Raw genomic sequence first — 19,301 nt, 5'->3', positions numbered from 1 at the left:
CTTGTTCGACGTTCACTCACGCAGACTGATGGGGGCGAAAGCGCCATGAGGCGGAACCTCGCGGCACGACTCGGAGTGTGGAGCGCACACCACCGCAAGACGGCCGTACTCGGCTGGCTCGTCTTCGTGGTCCTCGCCACGGTCCTCGGCGGGGCCTCCGGCATGGTCACCGCGTCCGACGACGAGATGGGGGTCGGCGACTCGGGCCGGGCCGCCGAGATCCTCAAGGACGCTGGCGTCGACGAGCCCGCGGGCGAACTCGTCATGGTCACCGCGCGGACCGCCGACGGCTGGCGCGACGCGGCGGCCGACCTGTCGAAGGCGCTGACCGCGACCGGCGACGTGAAGGACGTCCAGGCACCGCTGTCCTCCGAGGACGGCAAGGACGCGCTGCTCCGCTTCGAGATCAAGGGCGCGTCGGACGAGGCGGCCGATCGCGTCCAGCCGGTGCTCGACGCCGTGGCGAAGGCGCGGCAGGACGGCGCGGCGCACGGCATCACCCTCCACCAGTTCGGCGACGCCAGCTCTGAGAAGCAGCTGTCCGACCTGCTCTCCGACGACTTGAAGAAGGCCGAGTTCACCGCGGTGCCGCTCGCGCTCGGCATCCTCCTGGTCGCCTTCGGCGCGGTGGTCGCGGCGCTGCTGCCGGTCGGCCTCGCGCTCACGGCGTGCGTGGCGGCGTTCGGACTGCTCTCCCTCGCCAGCCATCAGCTGCACCTCTTCGAGACGACGTACTCCGTGATGTTCCTGATGGGCCTCGCGGTCGGCGTCGACTACTGCCTGTTCTATCTGCGCCGCGAGCGCGACGAGCGGGCGGCCGGCCGGGACGCGGAGACCGCGCTGCGGATCGCCGCGGCCACCAGCGGGCGCGCCGTCCTGGTCTCCGGTCTGACGGTGATGGTCGCGATGGCGGGCATGTTCCTGTCCGGGCTGCTCCTCTTCAAGGGCTTCGCCGTCGCCACGATCCTGGTCGTGTGCGTGGCGATGATCGGCTCCGTCACGGTCCTGCCGGCGCTGCTCGCGGGGCTCGGCGACCGGATCGACGCGGGCCGCGTCCCGTTCCTGAACCGCGCTTCGAAGACCTCGAAGAGGGGCACGCGACCGAGTGGCGGCGTCGCGGGCAAGCTCCTTGGGCCCGTACTCGCCCGCCCGAAGTTCTTCGCCGTCGGCGCGGCGGTCCTGCTCCTCGCGCTGGCCGCGCCCGCGCTCGGCATGAAGACCGAACAGCTCGGCCTGGAGAAGCAGTTCGGCTCCGACGCCCCGCTCTCCATCTCGTACAAGAAGATCACCGAGGAGTTCCCCGGCGGCCCCGCCCCCGCCCGGATCGTCGTCGAGGCGGACGACATCGACGCGCGACAGGTGCGGAACGCCCTGGACACCCTGACGAAGAAGGCGGGCGACGGCGCCGAACTCACCGTCCACCGGGCGGCCGGCGTCGCCGAGATCGCGGTGCCGCTGCCGGGCGACGGCACCGACGCCGAGGCCAAGAAGGCGCTCGGCGAGCTGCGCGACGACACGGTTCCCGCGGCCTTCGAGGGCGTGGACGCGACGGCGTACGTGGGCGGCGACCTGGCCTCGTCCGAGGACTTCAGCGACCAGCTCGGCAAGGGCATCGTGCCCGTCTTCGGCTTCATCGCGATCGTGACCTTCCTGCTGATGCTCTTCAGCTTCCGCTCCGTGGTCGTCGCGGTGACGTCGATCCTCCTCAACCTCCTCTCGGTGGGCGCGGCGTACGGTGTCATGACCGCCGTCTTCCAGCACGGCTGGGGCGCGGAGCTGATCGGCTCGGAACAGGTCGGCGCGATCGAGAACTGGATGCCGCTGTTCGTCCTCGTCGTCCTCTTCGGCCTGTCGATGGACTACCACGTGTTCGTGGTCTCCCGGATCCGCGAGGCCCGGGACCGGGGCATGGACAACCGCTCGGCGATCCATGAGGGCATCACGCGCACGGCGGGCGCGGTGACGGGCGCGGCCGTGATCATGGTGGCGGTCTTCGCGGTCTTCGGGACGCTGTCCATGCAGGACATGCAGCAGATGGGTGTGGGCCTCGGCGTCGCGGTCCTGCTGGACGCCACGGTGGTCCGCATGATCCTGCTGCCGTCCGTGATGACCCTGCTGGGGGAGCGGAACTGGCACACGCCGCGGTATCTCAGGTGGCTGCCGCGGATCTCCCACGAGGAGGAGGGGCCCGCTGCCCCGCCCCAGGGCGGACGGCACAACGTCCCTGTTCCGAGCGGGCGGTGACCTAGACGCTCGTAAGTGAGACGCTCGGAAGCGAGACGCTCATATACGTGACGTGGCCCCGGCGCTTCTTGCGCGCCGGGGCCACATCACATCGCGTCATGTCACATCACGTCAGAGGCCGAGCGCCTTCGCCTCCTTCTCGGGGGCGAGCCCCACCACCGGGCGGTCGGGGCGCTGCGGCGGCGTGCCGCCGATGGACTGGAGCCACTCCCACGTGTCACGGACCGTGGCCGCGACGGGCCGGGTCCCCAGCCCCGCGGCGACGGCCTTCTCCGAAGAGGTCCGGTGCATCGTGTCGTGCAGCTCCCCGGGCGCCAGCCACACCGGCAGCTCCATCCACTGCTCGATGCCCGCCTCAAGGACCACCTCGGGCGCCGTCCAGCGGAGCGACACGTCATTGCCGCCCGCCACCTCGACGCACGCGTCGAGCAGCTCGCCCATCGTGATCTGCCCCATGGGGCTGACCAGGTTGTACGCGCCGTGCAGTTCCGCCACGGCCGCGTCGAGGACCCACTCCGCGAGGTCCCGCACGTCGACGTACTGGATCTCCAGGTCCCGCGGCCCGGGGGCGAGGACGGGACCGCCCCGCGCGACCCGGTTCAGCCACCACGGCAGCCGGCCGATGTTCTCGTAGGGGCCGAGGATCAGCCCCGCCCGCGCGAGCACCGTCCGCTCGGCCCCGAACCCGGCGATCGCGGCGAGCTCCCCGCCCCGCTTGTCCTCCGCGTACGCCGTCGCCTCCGCGTCCGGGTCGCCGTCCACCACGGGGAAGCTCTCGTCGGACCCCGCCTCGCCCGGGTAGCGGTACACGGAACCGCTGGACACATAGACGTACCGCCCGGCCCGCCCGGCGAGCAGCCGCGCCGAGTCCCGTACGACGTGCGGCGCGGCCGACCAGGTGTCGACCACCACGTCCCACTCGCCCTCGGCGAGCCCCGCGAGGCCGCCCTCGGCCGTGCGGTCACCGTGGATGGCGCGGACCCCCTCGGGCGCCGCGTGGCGGCCGCGGTGGAAGACGGTCACCTCCCAGCCCCGGGCGAGCGCCGCCTCGGTGACGGCGCGGCCCACGAACTCAGTACCACCCAGTATCAGAAGTCTCATGGGGACGACTCTGCCCTGGTGAGGGGGTCAGCGGAACTGCCTTCTGCTCCAAGCAGAGAGCCGACGCTCAGCGATGCGCCGGCGGGACGTACTTGTAGCCAACGCGCCGCACCGTCTGGATCGTCCCGCGGTGCTCGGCGCCGAGCTTGCGCCGCAGCCGCGCGACATGGACGTCGACGGTGCGCCCGTCGCCCACGTGCCCGTACCCCCACACCGTGGTCACCAACTGGTCCCGGGTGTGCACCCGGTGGGGGTGCGCGACGAGGTGCGCGAGCAGTTCGAACTCCAGGTACGTGAGGTCGAGCGGCCGCCCGTCGACCTCGGCGGAGCGCTGTACGGCGTCGACCCTGACCGGCCCCCTGACCGGCCCCGTGGCCGACGCCTCCGGCTCGACCGACTCGTGCCCGGCCGGCTCCTGCCCGGCCGGTACGAGGACGAGATAGCCGATCATCGGCGGCTGCCCCGGCAGGGTCGGCAGCGTGTGCTGCGGCGCGGGCAGCCACTGGGCGCCCGGCGGCAGGAAGTCGGCGATCTGCACCACCTCGTCCGGGTCGACGGCCCGCAGGCGCCCCCGGGCGGCGGAGACGGAGGCCGCAGCGGAAGCGGCAGCGGAAGGGGAAGCGGAAGCGGCAGTGAAAGTACGTGAGTTCGCCATGTGAAGTCAGCTCTTTCGCGCGAAGAAGGAGTCGTCGAGAACGAGACGTACGTCGTGCGCGCCAGGCGAAGGCCGGGTGAACGGCTTTAAAGGGCCCGCGCGTTCATCGCGCGGCAACACATCCGGTCGAAGTCGTGATGCTGCCGGGAGGGCCAGAAAGGCTCGAGGTCATGGCGACCCGTCGCGGTGTTCCGGTAGCTGCTGCCCATGCCCCCATTGAAGCAGACAGGATGCCGACGACGGCGGGGGCGCCCACCGATCTCGCGGTGGGCGCCCCCGTCATCGTACGGACGAACCATGCGGAATCAGACCTGACCGGCCTTCTCCAGGGCGGTGCAGCACGTGTCGACGAGCAGCCGCGTCACGACGTACGGGTCGACGTTCGCGTTCGGGCGGCGGTCCTCGATGTAGCCCTTCTGCTCCACCTCGACCTGCCACGGGATGCGGACCGAGGCGCCGCGGTCGGAGACGCCGTACTTGTACTCGTCCCACGGGGCGGTCTCGTGCAGGCCGGTCAGCCGGTCGTCGATGCCGGCGCCGTAGTTCTTGACGTGGTCCAGCGGCTTCGAGCCCTCGCCGAGGGCCTCGCAGGCGGTGATGATCGGCGCGTAGCCCTCGCGCATCGCCCTGGTGGAGAAGTTGGTGTGCGCGCCCGCGCCGTTCCAGTCGCCCTTGACCGGCTTCGGGTCCAGGGTCGCGGAGACCTTGAAGTCCTCGGCGGTGCGGTAGAGCAGCCAGCGGGCGATCCACAGCTGGTCGGAGACCTCCAGCGGGGCGAGCGGGCCGACCTGGAACTCCCACTGGCCCGGCATGACCTCGGCGTTGATGCCGGAGATGCCGAGGCCCGCCTTCAGGCAGTTCTCCAGGTGGGCCTCGACGACGTCACGGCCGAAGATCTCGTCCGAGCCGACGCCGCAGTAGTAGCCGCCCTGCGCGGCGGGGAAACCGCCGACGGGGAAGCCAAGGGGGCGGTCGCCCTCGAAGAAGGTGTACTCCTGCTCGATGCCGAAGATCGGCTCCTGCGCGCCGAAGCGGGCCTCGACCTCGGCCAGCTCGGCGCGGGTGTTGGACTCGTGCGGCGTCATGTCCGTGTTGAGGACCTCGCACAGCACGAGCACGTCGTCGCCGCCGCGGAGCGGGTCCGGGCAGGTGAAGACGGGCTTCAGTACGCGGTCCGAGGCGTGCCCCTTGGCCTGGTTCGTGCTGGATCCGTCGAAGCCCCAGAGCGGCAGCTCGGCACCCTTCGCGTCGTCCGCGAGGATCTTCGTCTTCGAACGGAGCTTGGCGGTCGGCGCGGTGCCGTCGATCCAGATGTACTCAGCCTTGAAGGTCACGGGGCCTCATCCTTAAAACGTTCGGTACGGCGCAGAACGTGCGGGTGCTGCGGTGCCGTGGTGGTGTGCGGCAGCCTCGCAACCGGCGATTTCCCGACCGTTGCTCTTGTGTGAACCCCGTGTTACCTGGGCCGGGTGTGGTTCACGTCACGGTGACATTCCGTATACGTCGACGGCCACCTCTGTACGTATACGTCCACACGTCGGCGGTCATCCGCGGGACACCGCGTCCCGTACCGCCTCCTCGGTCCGGGCCACGACCGCCGTGCCGTCGTCCGCCGTGATGATGGGCCGCTGGATCAGCTTCGGGTGCTCGGCGAGGGCCTTGATCCAGCGGGCGCGGCCCGAGGCGTCGCGCGGCCAGGCCTCGCGGTCCTTGAGGTTCAGGTCCTTGGCGGCCTGCTCCTGGGGCCTGGTGATGTCCCAGGGTTCGAGGCCGAGACGCTCCAGCACGGCACGGATCTCGTCCTCGGTCGGTACGTCGTCGAGGTAGCGGCGCACGGTGTAGTCGGCGCCCTCCGCGTCGAGCAGCGCGAGGGCGCTTCGGCACTTCGAACAGGCGGGGTTGATCCAGATCTCCATGCCGCACACGCTACCTCCGACACACCCGTCCCAGGGTGTGTGGTGCGGCCCTGTTCGAACACCCCAAAGCCCCTCTGGCCAGCGGCGATTGTCAGTGCCTCGCAGTAGAATCACAGTAGTGTTCGAGGGCGCCCGACGGGGGGTCCTGACCGCGACAGGAGGATGCCTGTGCCCGCTGCCGCACTGACAACAAAGCCCGTGTCCAAGCCCGTCCTTTTCGATCTGCCGTACGCACCGCTGGAGAAGAAGGCGCTGCCCGCCGGCCGGCCGCGCGAGTGGTACGTCAACCACAACCGCCGCCTCAAGGCCATGCGCCTGGCCATCGCCCTGCTCGACTCGGGCGTCTGGCTGCCGAACCAGGCGAAGAACAGCACGATACGGGCGATGGCGGAGGAGATCGGGATCCACCCGCCGTCCGACGTCACCTGTCACATGGTGCGTGCGCTGATGCGGTACAGCCGCTGAGCGGACGGAGAGCGCAAGTGCGGGGCCCGCGGGGGGACTTCACGTCTCTGCGGGCCTTGCGCTGGTCCCGTGCGGGCCTTGCGCTGGTCCCGTGCGGGCCTCGCGCTGATCCCGTGCGGGCCTCGCGCTGGTCCCGCGCCGTTCCCGCGTCTGCCCCTTGCCGGTTCTGCGTCGTTCCTGCGCTGATCCTGCGTCGGCCCTGCGCTGATCCCGCGCCGGTCCCATGCCGGTCCCATGCCGTCCCATGCCGTCCCATGCCGTCCCACGCCGGTCCCATGCCGGTCCCATGCCGGTCCCGCGCCAGTCCTACGTCGGATCCCGCACTGGCTTCCCGCGCGGGTTCCCGCGTCGGTCCCGCGCCGATTCCCTGGTCCCCGCGCTGATCCCGCGATCCCCGCGCCGATCCCGCGCGATCCCGTGCGGTCACATGTGCGATGAGACATGCTGTGCACCATGACCCAGCCGGAACCCGTCGGTATGGCCAAGGCCGGCCCCGCCGACGAACTGCCGCTTCTGACGACCGCCGAACTCCCGGACGGCGCCCGCGTGCCGGTGCGTGCTCTGCGCGCGCCCGCGCCCGAACGCTTCCTTCCGTCCGGTTCCGGGCCGGCGCCCGGACCGCCGCCGGCGCCCGCGGTGCTGATCCTCCCGGCCATGGGTACTCCCGCCCGCTTCTACCGCCACTTCGCGCGCCGGCTGCACGACGAGGGCCTCACCGTGCTCACCGCCGACCTGCGCGGGCAGGGCGAGGCGACGCCACGCGCCACCGACCGCGCGGCGCGCGACCACGGTTACCGCGCGATCGTCGAGGAAGACCTCCCCGCGGTCCTCGCGGCGATCCGCGCCGAGCTGGGCTCCGAGCCGCCCCTGTACCTCCTCGGCCACAGCCTCGGCGGCCAACTCGGCCTGGTGTACGCGGCGTTGAGGGCGGGCCCCGGCGTCGACGGCGTGGCGCTCGTCGCCACGGGATCCGTCTGGTTCCGCGCGTACGGCCCGCTGCGCGCCCCCGCTCTGCTCCTCGGCGAGCTGCTGATCGCCGCGACGGCGACCGTGCTCGGCCGCTGGCCCGGCACCCGGCTCGGGTTCGGCGGCAACCAGCCCAGGGGCGTCATGCGGGACTGGGCGCGGCAGGGGCGTACGGGCCGCTACACCGCCAAGGGTTCCACGCTCGACTACGAAGCGGCCCTCGCCGCCCTGGAGCTGCCCGTGCTCGCGGTCTCCGTCGACCACGACACCCTCGCCCCCGCCTCCGCCCTCGACCACCTGCTCGGCAAGGTCCCCCGGGCCCGCCTCACCAGGCGCCACTACACCGAACGGGAGGCGGGCGACCGCCTCGACCACTTCGCGTGGACGAAGGCGGGCGGCGCGCTCGCCAAGCAGGTGGCGGCGTGGACGACGGCCGGCTGACCGGCTAGCGGATCCGGGTCAGGTCAGCGGATCGGGTCAGCGGATCCGGGCAGCGGATTCGGGCAGCAGATTCGGGTCAGCGGACACGGGGCAGCGGACACGGGTCAGCCGATCTGGTCCGGGGTGACCGTCAGCCACCGCTTGTCGGCGGTCACCTTCTGGCCCAGCTCGCGCTGCCGGTCGGCGTTCTTCTTCTTCATCCCGTCGAGCTGCTTCATGTACGAGTCCTTGCGGTTGACCCAGACCCGTACGCCGCCGTGCTCCACATCGGCGGAGTGGAACAGCATCGGCCCGTCGCTGACCGGCGTGTCACCTGCCACGAGGACCGGCTTCTTCCACTCGTCGATGTACGTGTTGATCGCCGCGGGCTTGCCCTCGTACCAGGTGAGCGGCGCCCACAGGTTCGGCGTCAGCTCCCGCGCCGCCAGCTTCTCGCGGTCCTTCTCGCCGAAGCGGCCCTCGGCGATCTCCTTGCGGGAACTGGTCACCTCACCGGTCTTGCGGTCCTTGAGCTGCATGGAGACGCCGATGACGTTCTGCGGCTTGACGCCGTAGCCGTACTTCGGGTCGGCGAGGACCATGCGCACCAGGTCCTCGCTGGCCGCGCTGACGACGTACACCTCGATGCCGTGGGAGCGCAGCGTCTTGTAGAGCTGGCGCATGCCGTTGGAGAACTCGGGCGGCTTCACCTCCGTCTTGGTGAGCTTCCCGTCCTCGTAGTACTCGGCGGGTATCGGCTTCTTGTACGCCAGCAGCTCATCGACGTACCCCTTGAGCTCCTTCAGCGTGAAGCCGGAGAAGATCTGCGCGACCCAGGGGTAACAGAGCTGGTCGTCCACCTCGCAGAGCCGGTTGTAGTAGCTGTAGAGGCTCTCCTTGTGCGTGGCCGTGTCCTTGAAGGGGATGGTCTTCAGGGACGGGTCCATGGTCTTGCGGGTCAGTACGCCCTTCATCTCCAGGAAGGGCAGCAGCGACTCCTCGAGGTCGTTGCGGTACGTCGTGTTGTCCGCGTCGAAGACGGCGTACGCGCCCTTGTGGTCGTTGGCGGCGATGACCTTGCCGAGCTTCTTCGCGACCGGCTTGGGCCAGTGCGACAGCTCGCGGGCGGTGGCGATCGAGGTGTCGGCGGCGGTCGCCTCACTCGTCGGCCACAGCGCGCCGCCCGCGAGGACGGCGGCGGCGAGGGCCCCCGTGGCGCCGATGAGGCCCAGCTTCTTCTTCTCTCGTACTGCCATGTCTTCCGTGTCCCGCCGTTCCTGAGAGCGATGCGCGGCCCCATCCGGAGCGGCGCGCAATGCTATGGGGCGGGGCGCCCGTTTCCCATGATCGAAGTCACCGTGCCCGGGGGGTGTGGGGGAGGGGAACGGGGGTAGTGGAGCGGGACGCGAGGGCGGGCCCGGGCCGTGAGGGGCGGGACTGTGGGGCTTCGCGTCGCGTCCACTCGCGCCTGCGGCCGACGGACCGTGCACGCCGCCGGGCCTTGGTCGGACTGTCCATGCCGCCGGGCCTTGGTCGGACTGTCCATGCCGCCGGGCCTTGGTCGGACTGTCCATGCCGCCGGGCCTTAGTCGGACTGTCCATGCCGCCGGGTCCTGGTCGGACCGTTCACGCCGCCGGGTGCTGGTCGGGCCGTCGCCCCGCAACCGCTCGGCCGTTCCCCGCCCCACAACATCAACCACCGCGCCCGCGGCCGACAGGACTTAGACATTCGACATTCGACAGCCGGCGGGGCCTGCGACTGCGCGGCGAGGTGCGGCGGTTGACCGGACGCATAAGGGCCCCCGGCCGCCCGCACCCACCGCGCATACTGGACCGCATGGGCTCCCGTGAGTTCGTCCGGACCGTTCCCCGGCTCGACGGCATGGTCGTGTCCGCGGTCGGTTACCGCACCGCCGGGCAGCGGCCCGCCCTGCACCGGGGTCTGCCTTCGCCGTATCTGACGGTGATCTTCTCGCTGGACGGGCCCATCGCCAGCGGCGGCACGCCCGCCCAGGCGACCGGCGCGGACGCGGTCCGCACCGACATCGTCGTGGGCGGCCTGCACCAGAGCCCCGCGTACGTCGTCCAGCCCGAGCACGAGGCGGGCATCCAGCTGGCCGTGCACCCGCTGGCGGCCCGCGCCCTGCTCGGCCTGCCCGCCGGCGCGCTGACCGGGCAGCTCGTCACCGGCGGCACGGACGTGTTCGGCGCCCGCGCCGCCGAGGTCCGCGAGCGGCTGTGCGAGCTGGACCGCTGGGAGGACCGCTTCGCCGCCCTGTCCGCCTACCTGAGGCGGCGGCGCGCGGCCGCGGACCGGACCCCGGGTTCCGTACGCCCCGAGGTCGCCGAGGCCTGGGCCTGGCTGGCCCGGCACCGCGGCGCGGGCACCCTGGGCGGCCTGTCCCGGCACGTCGCGCTGAGCGAGCGCCGCCTGACCGCGCTGTTCCGCGCCGAGACCGGGCTGAGCCCCAAGCAGGCGGCACGGCTCATGCGCTTCCAGCACGCCAAGGCCGCCGTGATCCGCGTGGTCGCGGCGGGCGGGCCGCCGGACCTCGCCCGGGTAGCCGCCGACACCGGTTACTACGACCACTCGCACCTCGTACGCGACTTCCGGCAGTACACGGGGGCGAGTCCCACGCGCTGGCTGGCCGAAGAGTGCCGGAATATCCAAGCCGGGGCGCACGGCGGGGGCGAAGAGTGGGAGGCATGAACACCACCGAGAAGCAGCAGCTCAGCACCAGCACCCCTTCGACCCTGCGGGAGCCCGCCGTCTGGCCGGCCCTGCAGGCCCAGGACGCCCCCGCGCTGATCGACTTCCTTGTCGGCACCGTCGGCTTCCTGCGCACCGCCGTCCACGAGGACGGCGACCGCGTCGCCCACGCCCAGCTCGACTGGCCCGAGGGCGGCGGCATCATGCTCGGCTCGTACGACCCCGAGTCGTCGGCCAGCGCCGATACCTGCGGAGAGCCGGGCACCTCCGGCGCCTACGTGGTGACCGACCAGGTGGACGCCCTGTACGCCCGGCTCACCGGGGCCGGCGTGAAGATCATCGGCAAGCTCGAGGACAAGCCGTACGGCAGCCGCGAGTTCGGCATCGCGGACCCCGAGGGAAACCGCTGGTTTTTCGGAACCTATCGCGGCGAGCCGGGGCCGGGTGGAGCCTGAGGGCACGCTGAGCCGGGGTCCGGCGGGCCTGAAGCACTCTGAGCCGGGCCCGGCGGAGCTGGAGGCACTGTGAGCCCGAGGCCGGGCGGGGCCTGAAGGCACTGCGAGCCGGGGCCGGGCGGGGCCTGAAGGCACTGCGAGCCGGGGCCGGGTGGATCCTGAGGGCACGCTGAGCCGGGGCCGGGTGGAGCCTGAGGGCACTCTGAGCCGGGGTCGGGCGGATCCTGAGGGCACGCTGAGCCGGGGCCGGGTGGAGCCTGAGGGCACTCTGAGCCGGGGTCAGGCGGAGCCTGAGGGCACGGCGGGCCCAAGGCCGGGCGGAGACTGAAGGCACCCTGAGCCCGAGGCCGAGCAGGGCCCGAAGGCACCGCGAGCCCGAGCCCGGGCGAAGCCTGAGAGCACAGCGAGCCCGAAGCCCGGCGCAGCCGAAGGCGCCGCGAGCCGAAGCCCACCAGGGCCCGAAGGCGCCGCAAGCCGAAGCCCACCAGGGCCCGAAGGCACCGCGAGCCGAAGCCCACCAGGCCCCGAAGGCACCGCAAGCCGAAGCCCACCAGGCCCCGAAGGCACCGCAAGCCGAAGCCCACCAGGCCCCGAAGGCACCGCAAGCCGAAACCCGCCAGGACCCGAAGGCACCGCAAGCCGAAGCCCGCCAGGCGGCAAGCGGCATGCGTCGAAAACGCCGCGTGATAACTTGCGCAAGCCAGTCAAACCCACACCTGGGCCAGGGAATCCGGTGCGAATCCGGAACTGACGCGCAGCGGTGAGGGGGACGGGCGGGGCCACGGCCACTGGGCGTCTCGCGACGCCCGGGAAGGCGCCCCGCCCGGCCGATCCCGAGTCCGAAGACCTGCTGGCGCCTCCGCTCGCACACCGGCCGGCGGAGGTCGTGACGCAGACCAGGCTCCGCGTATGAGCCGTGACACTCAAGGGATCGCGTGTCCTCGACAGTCCGTATATCCGCCCCGCACCTGCGTGCCCGGCGCCTGCCTGCCCCGCGCCGCACATCCGCCCCGCGCCGCACATCCACCACCCCGCGCTCTACCGCAATGCTCACGGCCGGAGCGCTCGCGGCGGCCGGAATGCTCACGCTCACCGCCTGCGGCAACGGCACCGCCCAGAAGTCCGCCGCCCCCGCGGGCAAGAGCGCCGACGGCTACCCGGTCACGGTCGCCTCCTGCGGCAAGGAGGCGAAGGTCGATGCCCCGCCCCGGCGGGCCGTCTCGCTCGACCAGGGCTCCACGGAGATCCTGCTCTCCCTCGGCCTCGCCGACCGCATGGTCGGCACCGGCACCTGGACCGACCCGGTCCTGAAGAACCTCAAGAAGGACAACGCGAAGGTGGAGCGGCTCGCCGACCGCTACCCCTCCCTGGAAAAAGTCCTCGCCAAGGAACCGGACTTCGTCAGCGCCTCCTTCCTCTACACCGTCGGCAAGGGCGGCGTCGCCGACCGTACGAAGTTCACCGAACTCGGCGTCCCCGTCTACGTCTCGCCCACCGACTGCGCGGGCAAGGACAACGACGGCGGCGGCGACGGCAAGCGCGTCAAGACCCTCACCATGGACACCGTCTACAGCGAGGTACGCGACCTGGCGAAGGTGTTCGACGTCGAGCAGCGCGGCGAGAAACTGATCGCCGACATGAAGCGCCGGGTCACGAACGCCACCAAGGACATCGACAAGGCCACCGCCTCCGACACCACGCTCCTGTACTGGTTCGCCAACTCCGACGCCCCGTACATGGCGGGCTGCTGCGGCGCCCCCGGCATCATCACCCGCGAACTCGGCGCGAAGAACGTCTTCGACGACACCCGCGAGGAGTGGCCCCAGATCAACTGGGAGACCGTCGCCGACCGCGACCCCGACGTCCTCGTCATCGGCGACCTCACCCGCAAGTCGCAGTCCGCCGAGAGCGCCGCGGCGAAGATCAAGTTCCTGGAGACGAACCCGGCGACCAAGAACCTGACCGCCGTGAAGAAGAAGCGGTACGTCCTGCTCAGCGGCCAGGCCATGAATCCGACGATCCGTACGGTCGACGGCATCGAGCAAGTGGCCGCCGGACTGCGGAAGTTCGGGCTCGCCAAGTGAGCATGGCCGCCCCCGCCCGGCAGGGGCTGCTGTGGCTGGCGGCAGGCTCCGCGCTCGCGCTCTCCGTAGCGGTCGCCGTCACCATCGGCCCCGCCGACATCTCGGTCCCCGACGTGTGGTCGGCGCTCGCCGCGCACCTCGGCTGGGGCGAGCCACGGCTCACCCCCATCAGGGACGGCATCGTCTGGAACCTGCGGATGCCCCGCACCCTGCTCGCCGCCGTCTGCGGCGCGGGCCTCGCGGTCTGCGGCGCGGTCATGCAGTCCCTGCTCCGCAACCCCCTCGCGGACCCCTTCGTGCTCGGGGTGTCGTCCGGGGCGTCCACCGGAGCGGTCGCGGTCCTCGTCCTCGGCGTCGGCGGGGGAGCGCTGTCGATCTCGGCGGGCGCCTTCGTGGGCGCGCTCTGCTCGTTCGCGCTCGTCCTGTTCCTGAGCCACACGCTCGGCGGCACGACGGACCGGGTGGTGCTGTCCGGCGTCGCCGCGATGCAGCTCTTCTCCGCCCTGACCTCCTTCGTGATCCTCACCGCGGGCGACGCGGAGACCGCCCGGGGCGTGCTGTTCTGGCTGCTCGGCTCGCTGAGCGGGGCGGGCTGGACGGACGTATGGCTGTGTGCCGCGGTTCTCGCCGTGACGCTGACGGTATGCCTCGCCCACGCCCGTACGCTCGACGCCTTCGCGTTCGGCCAGGAGGCGGCGGCGACGCTGGGCGTACGGGTGGCGCGCACCCGGCTCGTCCTGCTCTGCGTGACGGCGCTGCTGACGGCCGCGCTGGTCAGTTCGGCGGGCGCGATCGGTTTCGTGGGCCTGGTCCTGCCGCACGCGGCCCGCGCGTTCGTCGGCTCGGGCCACGCCCGGCTCCTCCCCGTCACGGCGCTCGCCGGGGCGGTCTTCCTGGTGTGGGTCGACACCCTGGCCCGCACGGCCCTGGACCCCCAGGAGGTCCCGGTGGGCGTGGTGACGTCACTCATCGGCGTACCGGCGTTCGTGGCGGTGCTGTACCGGACGCGGAGGGCGATGACATGACGTACCAGACGAGGCGCCGCGAAGAAGTGGCCGGAGCGACGGACGGCCTGCGCGCCGAGCGGGTCGCCCGTGAGGCCGGCGGCCGCCTCATCGTGGACGGCGTCAGCCTTGCCCCGCCGCCCGGCGCCACCGTCGGCCTCCTCGGCCCCAACGGCTCCGGCAAGTCCACGCTCCTGCGCATCCTCGCGGGCGTCCTCGCCCCCGCCGCCGGGGTGGTCACCCTGGACGGCCGCCCGCTCACCGACACGCCCCGCCGCGAGGTGGCACGCCGCATCGCCGTGGTCGATCAACACGCCGACACGCAGGTCGAGTTGACCGTACGAGATGTCGTACGCCTGGGTCGCATCCCGCACCGTCGCGCATGGTCGCCACCCACGCCCCACGACGAACGTGCCGTACGCGAGGCCCTGGAGCGCACCGGCCTCACCGAGCGTGCCGCCCAGTCCTGGCACACGCTTTCCGGCGGCGAACGCCAGCGCGTCCAGATCGCCCGCGCCCTGGCGCAGGACCCCCGCGAACTCCTCCTGGACGAGCCCACCAACCACCTGGACATCCAGCACCAGCTGGACCTCCTCTCCCTGGTCGCCGAACTCCCCGTCACCAGCGTCATCGCCCTGCACGACCTCAACCTGGCGGCGATGTTCTGCGACCACGTGCTGATCCTGAAGGGGGGCACGGCGTACGCGGCGGGCACACCGGCCGAGGTGATCACGGAGAAGCTGATCGCGGAGGTCTACGGAGTACGGGCGGTGGTGACGCCAGGGGAGCCGGACCACGTGGACGGCCGCCCCCCGACACTGTCGGTCCGCTTCCTACGAAGCCTCTCCGCACCAGCACCAGCACCAGCACCAGTCCAGACACGTACGACTGGCTCTTAACGCACGGCTGCCCGCGGCCGTAGGTTCGCCACCCGAAGACCGTGAGCCCGCAAGGAGAGCCCCGCACAATGCCACCGAACCGACCGAACCGACCGAACCGATCGAACCCACCGGCACAGACGGCGTCAGCGTCAACATCAACATCACTGATCGCCCACGTGAGTGACACCCACATCGTCACGCGCGAGGAGGACGGCGGCCGCAGCATCGACCGCACCCGCGCCGTCATGGAGTACCTGAACGACCTCCCGTACGACCTGGACGCGGTCATCGTCACGGGCGACATAGCCGACCACGCGGCCCCGGCGGAGTACGAGGAGGCCCGCAAGCTCCTCACGTCCCGCCACCCGCTGCTGACCTGCCCCGGCAACCACGACGACCGCGCCGCGTTCCGCGAGCACTTGCTGGGCGACCCCCCGGGAACGGCACCGATCAACCAGTCGTACACGACGGACCGCTTCACGCTGGCCCTGTGTGACACGTCGGTCCCCGGCGAGCACCACGGCAGACTGGACGACGAGACCCTGACCTGGCTGCAGGACACCCTGGCGGAGGCCCCGCCCGAGCTGCCCGCGTTGATCGCCTTCCACCACCCGCCCGTGCCCCTGCACACGCCGTACGTCGACGAGATCCGCCAGTTCGACGAGGACCGCCTGGCCGAACTGACGGCCCGCCACCCGAACGTGACGGCGTTCCTGGCCGGCCACGCCCACACGCCCGCGGCGACCACGTTCGCGGGAAGGCCCCTGCTGGTCGCCCCCGGCGTGGTCTCGACCCTCCGCCTCCCCTGGGAACCCCAAATCACCGCGACCCACCACGTACACCTGGACCTGCCCCCGGCACTGGCCTTCCACGCTTTGACCCCCGAGGGCCGCCTGACAACGCACTACCGCCCAGTCCCCGTCCCCCTCGACTGAGGCCAGCTTCTGACCCGTCACTCCTCCCCGGAGCTGTCGCGCCGGCAGGCCACCACGCCGGGAACATCGGCGAACCGAACGGTCAGGGCCCCGAGGTCCCCGCGCCCCACGACGGAGATGAGCACATCGGCAGTGTCCTGCGGGCCGCCGCTCGCGCCGTCCGTGGCGACGGTCCGCAGCCCGTCGACGACGAACCCGGCGGCCTCGCACTGTTCGAGGAGGTCATGCAGGAGCCGGGGGCGCTGCACATAGGTGATCCGATAGCCGGCGGGCACGGACCGCAGCGCGGGCAGCCGGTGGGCCAGGGGCCGCACCCCGTAGGAGACGAGAAAGTAGGCGGCGGTAGCGAGAACCGCGAGCAAGGGCAGCCCCGCGGCGGCCGCCGACCCCACCGCGGCCGTGAGCCAGATGGTCGCCGCGGTGGTGAGCCCCTGCACCGACCCGCGCTGCACGAAGATGACACCGGCCCCGATGAAGCCGAGCCCGGAGACGATCTGCGCGGCCATACGGGAGGGGTCCAGGGCGACGGTCCCGGAGTGCAGCACATCGCTGAACCCGTACTTGCTCACGAGCGTGAACAGAGCGGCGCCGACCCCGACAATCGTGTACGTCCGCAGCCCCGCGGCCTTCTGCCGAATCTCCCGCTCCAGCCCGATAACACTGGACAACAGAAAAGCCACCCCGAACTCCCCGGCCTGCACCCACCCCTGCCCACCCGGTTCCAAGGCCACCCGCACCACCACGCACCTCTCCCTCCACTCACATCACGGCCACCCTCTCAACGAAATGATCTCGTGAGATGACTCGGCCCGAGGAGGACTTCTGATGCGCAGCGTGACCTGGGGTCGGCGTCCACCCGACGCGGCCGCCTCAGCGGCGAGAGTCGCGCCGCCGATTGCGATGTCGCCCTCGCCCGGCTCGGCCCGCAACCGCTCAATCTCCTCCGCCAGGCCGCCGGAGGCCAAGCGGGCGTTGCCCTGCGCCGCCGGGTCTGATCGACGAGTACCGGGGATATATCCGGTGCTGGTCGGCGGTGGTGTTCCGTTCTCTCCTCAGCACGAGCGCCGGGTCGAACTCGCCGAGACCCGAGCCCTGACCGTCGGGACCAGGCGCTGTACAAGTGAGGGCCGCCATCTCCTCCGTGGGAGATGGCGGCCCTCACTGCCGTATCTGACGGTCGGACAAGTCACCCGACCCGCGGCTTAGATGTCGAAGTACAGCTCAAACTCATGCGGATGCGGCCGCAGCTGGATCGGGGCGATCTCGTTCGTCCGCTTGTAGTCGATCCACGTCTCGATCAGGTCGGACGTGAAGACGCCGCCCGCCTGGAGGTACTCGTTGTCCGCCTCCAGGGCTTCGAGGACCGCGGGGAGGGAGGTCGGGACCTGGGGGACGCCCGCGTGCTCCTCGGGGGCCAGCTCGTAGAGGTCCTTGTCGATCGGCTCGGCCGGCTCGATCTTGTTCTTGACGCCGTCGAGGCCCGCGAGGAGCAGCGCCGAGAACGCCAGGTACGGGTTCGAGGACGGGTCCGGCGCGCGGAACTCGACCCGCTTGGCCTTCGGGTTCGAGCCCGTGATCGGGATGCGCATCGCCGCGGAGCGGTTGCGCTGGGAGTAGACCAGGTTGACCGGGGCCTCGAAGCCGGGGACCAGGCGGTGGTAGGAGTTCACCGTCGGGTTGGTGAAGGCGAGGAGCGACGGCGCGTGCTTGAGGATGCCGCCGATGTAGTAGCGCGCGGTGTCCGAGAGGCCCGCGTAGCCCTGCTCGTCGTAGAAGAGCGGGACGCCGTTGGACCAGAGGGACTGGTGGACGTGCATGCCCGAGCCGTTGTCGCCGAAGATCGGCTTCGGCATGAAGGTCGCGGTCTTCTGGTTGCGCCAGGCGACGTTCTTCACGATGTACTTGAAGAGCATCAGGTCGTCGGCCGCGGCCAGCAGCGTGTTGAACTTGTAGTTGATCTCGGCCTGGCCCGCCGTGCCCACCTCGTGGTGCTGGCGCTCGACCTGGAGGCCGTTCTTGTCCAGTTCGAGGGAGATCTCCGCGCGGAGGTCCGCGAAGTGGTCGACCGGCGGGGCCGGGAAGTAGCCGCCCTTGTAGCGGACCTTGTAGCCGCGGTTGTTCTCGACCGCACCGGTGTTCCAGGCGCCGGCCTCGGAGTCGATGTGGTAGAAGCTCTCGTTCGCCGACGTCTGGAAGCGGACGTTGTCGAAGACGTAGAACTCCGCCTCGGGGCCGAAGTAGGCCGTGTCCGCGATGCCGGTCGAGGCCAGGTAGGCCTCCGCCTTCTTCGCGACGTTCCGCGGGTCACGGCTGTACTGCTCGCCCGTGATCGGGTCGTGGATGAAGAAGTTGATGTTGACGGTCTTGTCGCGGCGGAAGGGGTCCAAGCGAGCCGTCGACAGGTCCGCGCGCAGTGCCATGTCGGACTCGTGGATGGCCTGGAAGCCACGGATCGACGAACCGTCGAAGGCCAGCTCCTCGTCCGGGTCGAACGCCGCCGCCGGGATCGTGAAGTGCTGCATGACACCGGGCAGGTCGCAGAATCGGACGTCGACGAACTTGACGTCCTCGTCCGCGAGGTACTTCTTCGCGTCGTCGGCGTTCTGGAACAACATCCAACTCCTCCTACTCCCGCCCGGGGCGGGACGGGGTTGTGAATCGTGGTGCGGCCAGTGCGGTGGCACACGCTGGGACCCGACCATAGGGACGGGGGATTTCTCAAGCGTGACCCATTTGTTTCGCCGAAGTTAACCGGCCCGGGTGCGACCGGCCCCGCCCGCCCCTGTACGGACCGACCCCGCCCGGCCCCGTACGGAACGGGGCGCAGTACCGTGGACGGGTGGACAACAGGCAAGTAATCGGATCGTGGCTGTCCGGCCCGCGCGCGGCCGCGGAGGACGCCGGTGTCGACTTCGGATACCGGGGCGAGCAGCTCGGCCTGCCGGAGGAGGGGCCGGGGTCGATCGCGCGTCCCGGCCGCCGCATCGGCGCCATCGCCGTGGACTGGGGCCTGTGCCTGCTGATCGCATACGGCCTGTTCGCCCGCGGTGACCAGCAGGCGATGGGCAACTGGTCCCTCGGCATCTTCTTCGTCCTGAGCGTGCTCACCGTCGGCACGGTCGGCTGCACGCCGGGCAAGGCGCTCTTCAGGCTGCGCGTCATCGCCGAGGGCGGCGGCCGGCTCGGCATCGGGCGCGTGCTGGCCCGCGGCGTCCTGCTGTGCGTCGCCATTCCCGCCCTGATCTGGGACCGCGACGGCCGCGGCCTCCACGACCGCCTCGCCCGCGCCGTGCAGATTCGGATCTAGTTCGGGTCGTGATCTACACAATCCTGACCTACGGGTCCTGACCTACGGGTCCTGACCTACGGGTCCTGGCCTACGGGTCCTGGCCTACGACGTTGAAGGGCCCCGGAAACCGACAGGGGATGGGGTGCGGGGCCCGTCTAAGTCGGAGGGGGGGGTGT

At 71.1% G+C, this 19,301-nt stretch carries 17 protein-coding genes, 2 pseudogenes and 1 riboswitch; of the genes and pseudogenes, 11 read left to right on the top strand and 8 right to left on the bottom strand.

Going from position 1 to position 19,301, the window contains the following annotated elements; all coding sequences use genetic code 11:
* The first annotated feature begins 45 nt into the window (after positions 1 to 45).
* Complete coding sequence (locus ACWDVB_RS11610; protein WP_451514468.1) at positions 46 to 2,244, top strand: MMPL family transporter; 2,199 nt, start codon at positions 46 to 48, stop codon at positions 2,242 to 2,244.
* 111 nt (positions 2,245 to 2,355) lie between these two features.
* On the opposite strand, the gene ACWDVB_RS11605 is transcribed toward ACWDVB_RS11610, so the two are convergent.
* The 4 genes from ACWDVB_RS11605 to ACWDVB_RS11590 form a co-directional block, all read right to left on the bottom strand.
* A complete protein-coding gene (locus ACWDVB_RS11605; RefSeq protein ID WP_451514467.1) occupies positions 2,356 to 3,345 on the bottom strand; it encodes an NAD-dependent epimerase/dehydratase family protein in 990 nt (329 codons plus the stop codon).
* A gap of 67 nt (positions 3,346 to 3,412) precedes the next feature.
* Entirely contained in the window at positions 3,413 to 4,000 is a 588-nt protein-coding gene (locus tag ACWDVB_RS11600; protein ID WP_451514466.1) for a winged helix-turn-helix domain-containing protein, read from the bottom strand.
* A gap of 305 nt (positions 4,001 to 4,305) precedes the next feature.
* Positions 4,306 to 5,334: a glutamine synthetase gene (gene glnII / locus ACWDVB_RS11595; RefSeq protein ID WP_451514465.1), complete on the bottom strand. Its 1,029-nt coding sequence runs from the start codon at positions 5,332 to 5,334 to the stop codon at positions 4,306 to 4,308.
* 210 nt (positions 5,335 to 5,544) lie between these two features.
* Complete coding sequence (locus ACWDVB_RS11590; protein ID WP_451514464.1) at positions 5,545 to 5,916, bottom strand: arsenate reductase family protein; 372 nt, start codon at positions 5,914 to 5,916, stop codon at positions 5,545 to 5,547.
* A gap of 168 nt (positions 5,917 to 6,084) precedes the next feature.
* Here ACWDVB_RS11590 and ACWDVB_RS11585 point away from each other — a divergent pair, with 168 nt between their 5' ends.
* Together ACWDVB_RS11585 and ACWDVB_RS11580 are read left to right on the top strand one after the other, a co-directional pair.
* Entirely contained in the window at positions 6,085 to 6,381 is a 297-nt protein-coding gene (locus ACWDVB_RS11585) for a hypothetical protein (protein ID WP_451514463.1), read from the top strand.
* Positions 6,382 to 6,834: 453 nt separating this feature from the next.
* Positions 6,835 to 7,788 (top strand): alpha/beta hydrolase family protein, encoded by a 954-nt coding sequence (locus tag ACWDVB_RS11580; protein WP_451514462.1) that lies wholly within the window; start codon positions 6,835 to 6,837, stop codon positions 7,786 to 7,788.
* 104 nt (positions 7,789 to 7,892) lie between these two features.
* Here the strand turns inward: ACWDVB_RS11580 and ACWDVB_RS11575 are convergent, their stop codons facing one another.
* A complete protein-coding gene (locus ACWDVB_RS11575) occupies positions 7,893 to 9,023 on the bottom strand; it encodes a haloacid dehalogenase-like hydrolase (protein WP_451514461.1) in 1,131 nt (376 codons plus the stop codon).
* 581 nt (positions 9,024 to 9,604) lie between these two features.
* Here ACWDVB_RS11575 and ACWDVB_RS11570 point away from each other — a divergent pair.
* The 6 genes from ACWDVB_RS11570 to ACWDVB_RS11545 all read left to right on the top strand — a co-directional run bounded on the left by ACWDVB_RS11570 (position 9,605) and on the right by ACWDVB_RS11545 (position 15,836).
* Entirely contained in the window at positions 9,605 to 10,477 is an 873-nt protein-coding gene (locus tag ACWDVB_RS11570) for a helix-turn-helix domain-containing protein (RefSeq protein WP_451514460.1), read from the top strand.
* Entirely contained in the window at positions 10,474 to 10,932 is a 459-nt protein-coding gene (locus tag ACWDVB_RS11565) for a VOC family protein (RefSeq protein ID WP_451514459.1), read from the top strand. The genes ACWDVB_RS11570 and ACWDVB_RS11565 overlap by 4 nt, the downstream gene beginning before the upstream one ends.
* 684 nt (positions 10,933 to 11,616) lie before the next feature.
* Positions 11,617 to 11,801, top strand: a riboswitch (cobalamin riboswitch).
* Positions 11,802 to 11,978: 177 nt separating this feature from the next.
* Positions 11,979 to 13,016, top strand: a complete 1,038-nt coding sequence (locus ACWDVB_RS11560) for an ABC transporter substrate-binding protein (RefSeq protein ID WP_451514458.1) — start codon at positions 11,979 to 11,981, stop codon at positions 13,014 to 13,016.
* Positions 13,017 to 13,018: 2 nt separating this feature from the next.
* Entirely contained in the window at positions 13,019 to 14,041 is a 1,023-nt protein-coding gene (locus ACWDVB_RS11555) for a FecCD family ABC transporter permease (protein WP_451514457.1), read from the top strand.
* Positions 14,038 to 14,919: an ABC transporter ATP-binding protein gene (locus ACWDVB_RS11550; protein ID WP_451514456.1), complete on the top strand. Its 882-nt coding sequence runs from the start codon at positions 14,038 to 14,040 to the stop codon at positions 14,917 to 14,919. The genes ACWDVB_RS11555 and ACWDVB_RS11550 overlap by 4 nt, the downstream gene beginning before the upstream one ends.
* Positions 14,920 to 15,077: 158 nt before the next feature.
* On the top strand, positions 15,078 to 15,836 hold the full coding sequence (locus ACWDVB_RS11545; protein ID WP_451514455.1) for a metallophosphoesterase: 759 nt from the start codon (positions 15,078 to 15,080) through the stop codon (positions 15,834 to 15,836).
* 17 nt (positions 15,837 to 15,853) lie between these two features.
* Here the strand turns inward: ACWDVB_RS11545 and ACWDVB_RS11540 are convergent, their stop codons facing one another.
* Complete coding sequence (locus tag ACWDVB_RS11540; protein WP_451514454.1) at positions 15,854 to 16,516, bottom strand: MgtC/SapB family protein; 663 nt, start codon at positions 16,514 to 16,516, stop codon at positions 15,854 to 15,856.
* Between the two features lie 174 nt (positions 16,517 to 16,690).
* Positions 16,691 to 16,822: pseudogene (locus ACWDVB_RS11535) on the bottom strand (dihydrofolate reductase family protein); the annotation flags it as partial.
* 2 nt (positions 16,823 to 16,824) lie between these two features.
* Between ACWDVB_RS11535 and ACWDVB_RS11530 the strand changes: the two are divergent.
* Positions 16,825 to 16,934: pseudogene (locus ACWDVB_RS11530) on the top strand (dihydrofolate reductase family protein); the annotation flags it as partial.
* Positions 16,935 to 17,038: 104 nt separating this feature from the next.
* Here the strand turns inward: ACWDVB_RS11530 and glnA are convergent.
* Positions 17,039 to 18,448, bottom strand: coding sequence for a type I glutamate--ammonia ligase (gene glnA, locus ACWDVB_RS11525; protein ID WP_451514614.1), 1,410 nt, complete (start codon positions 18,446 to 18,448; stop codon positions 17,039 to 17,041).
* Positions 18,449 to 18,675: 227 nt separating this feature from the next.
* On the opposite strand from glnA, the gene ACWDVB_RS11520 reads away from it, so the two are divergent.
* The gene (locus tag ACWDVB_RS11520; RefSeq protein ID WP_451514453.1) at positions 18,676 to 19,143 is read left to right on the top strand and encodes an RDD family protein; all 468 of its coding nucleotides are present in this window, start codon (positions 18,676 to 18,678) and stop codon (positions 19,141 to 19,143) included.
* Positions 19,144 to 19,301: the final 158 nt, after the last annotated feature.

The organism is Streptomyces sp. NPDC003379 (assembly GCF_053589195.1).
Note: the sequence above shows the minus strand (reverse complement) of the source record. Positions and strands in the feature narration are given on the sequence as shown.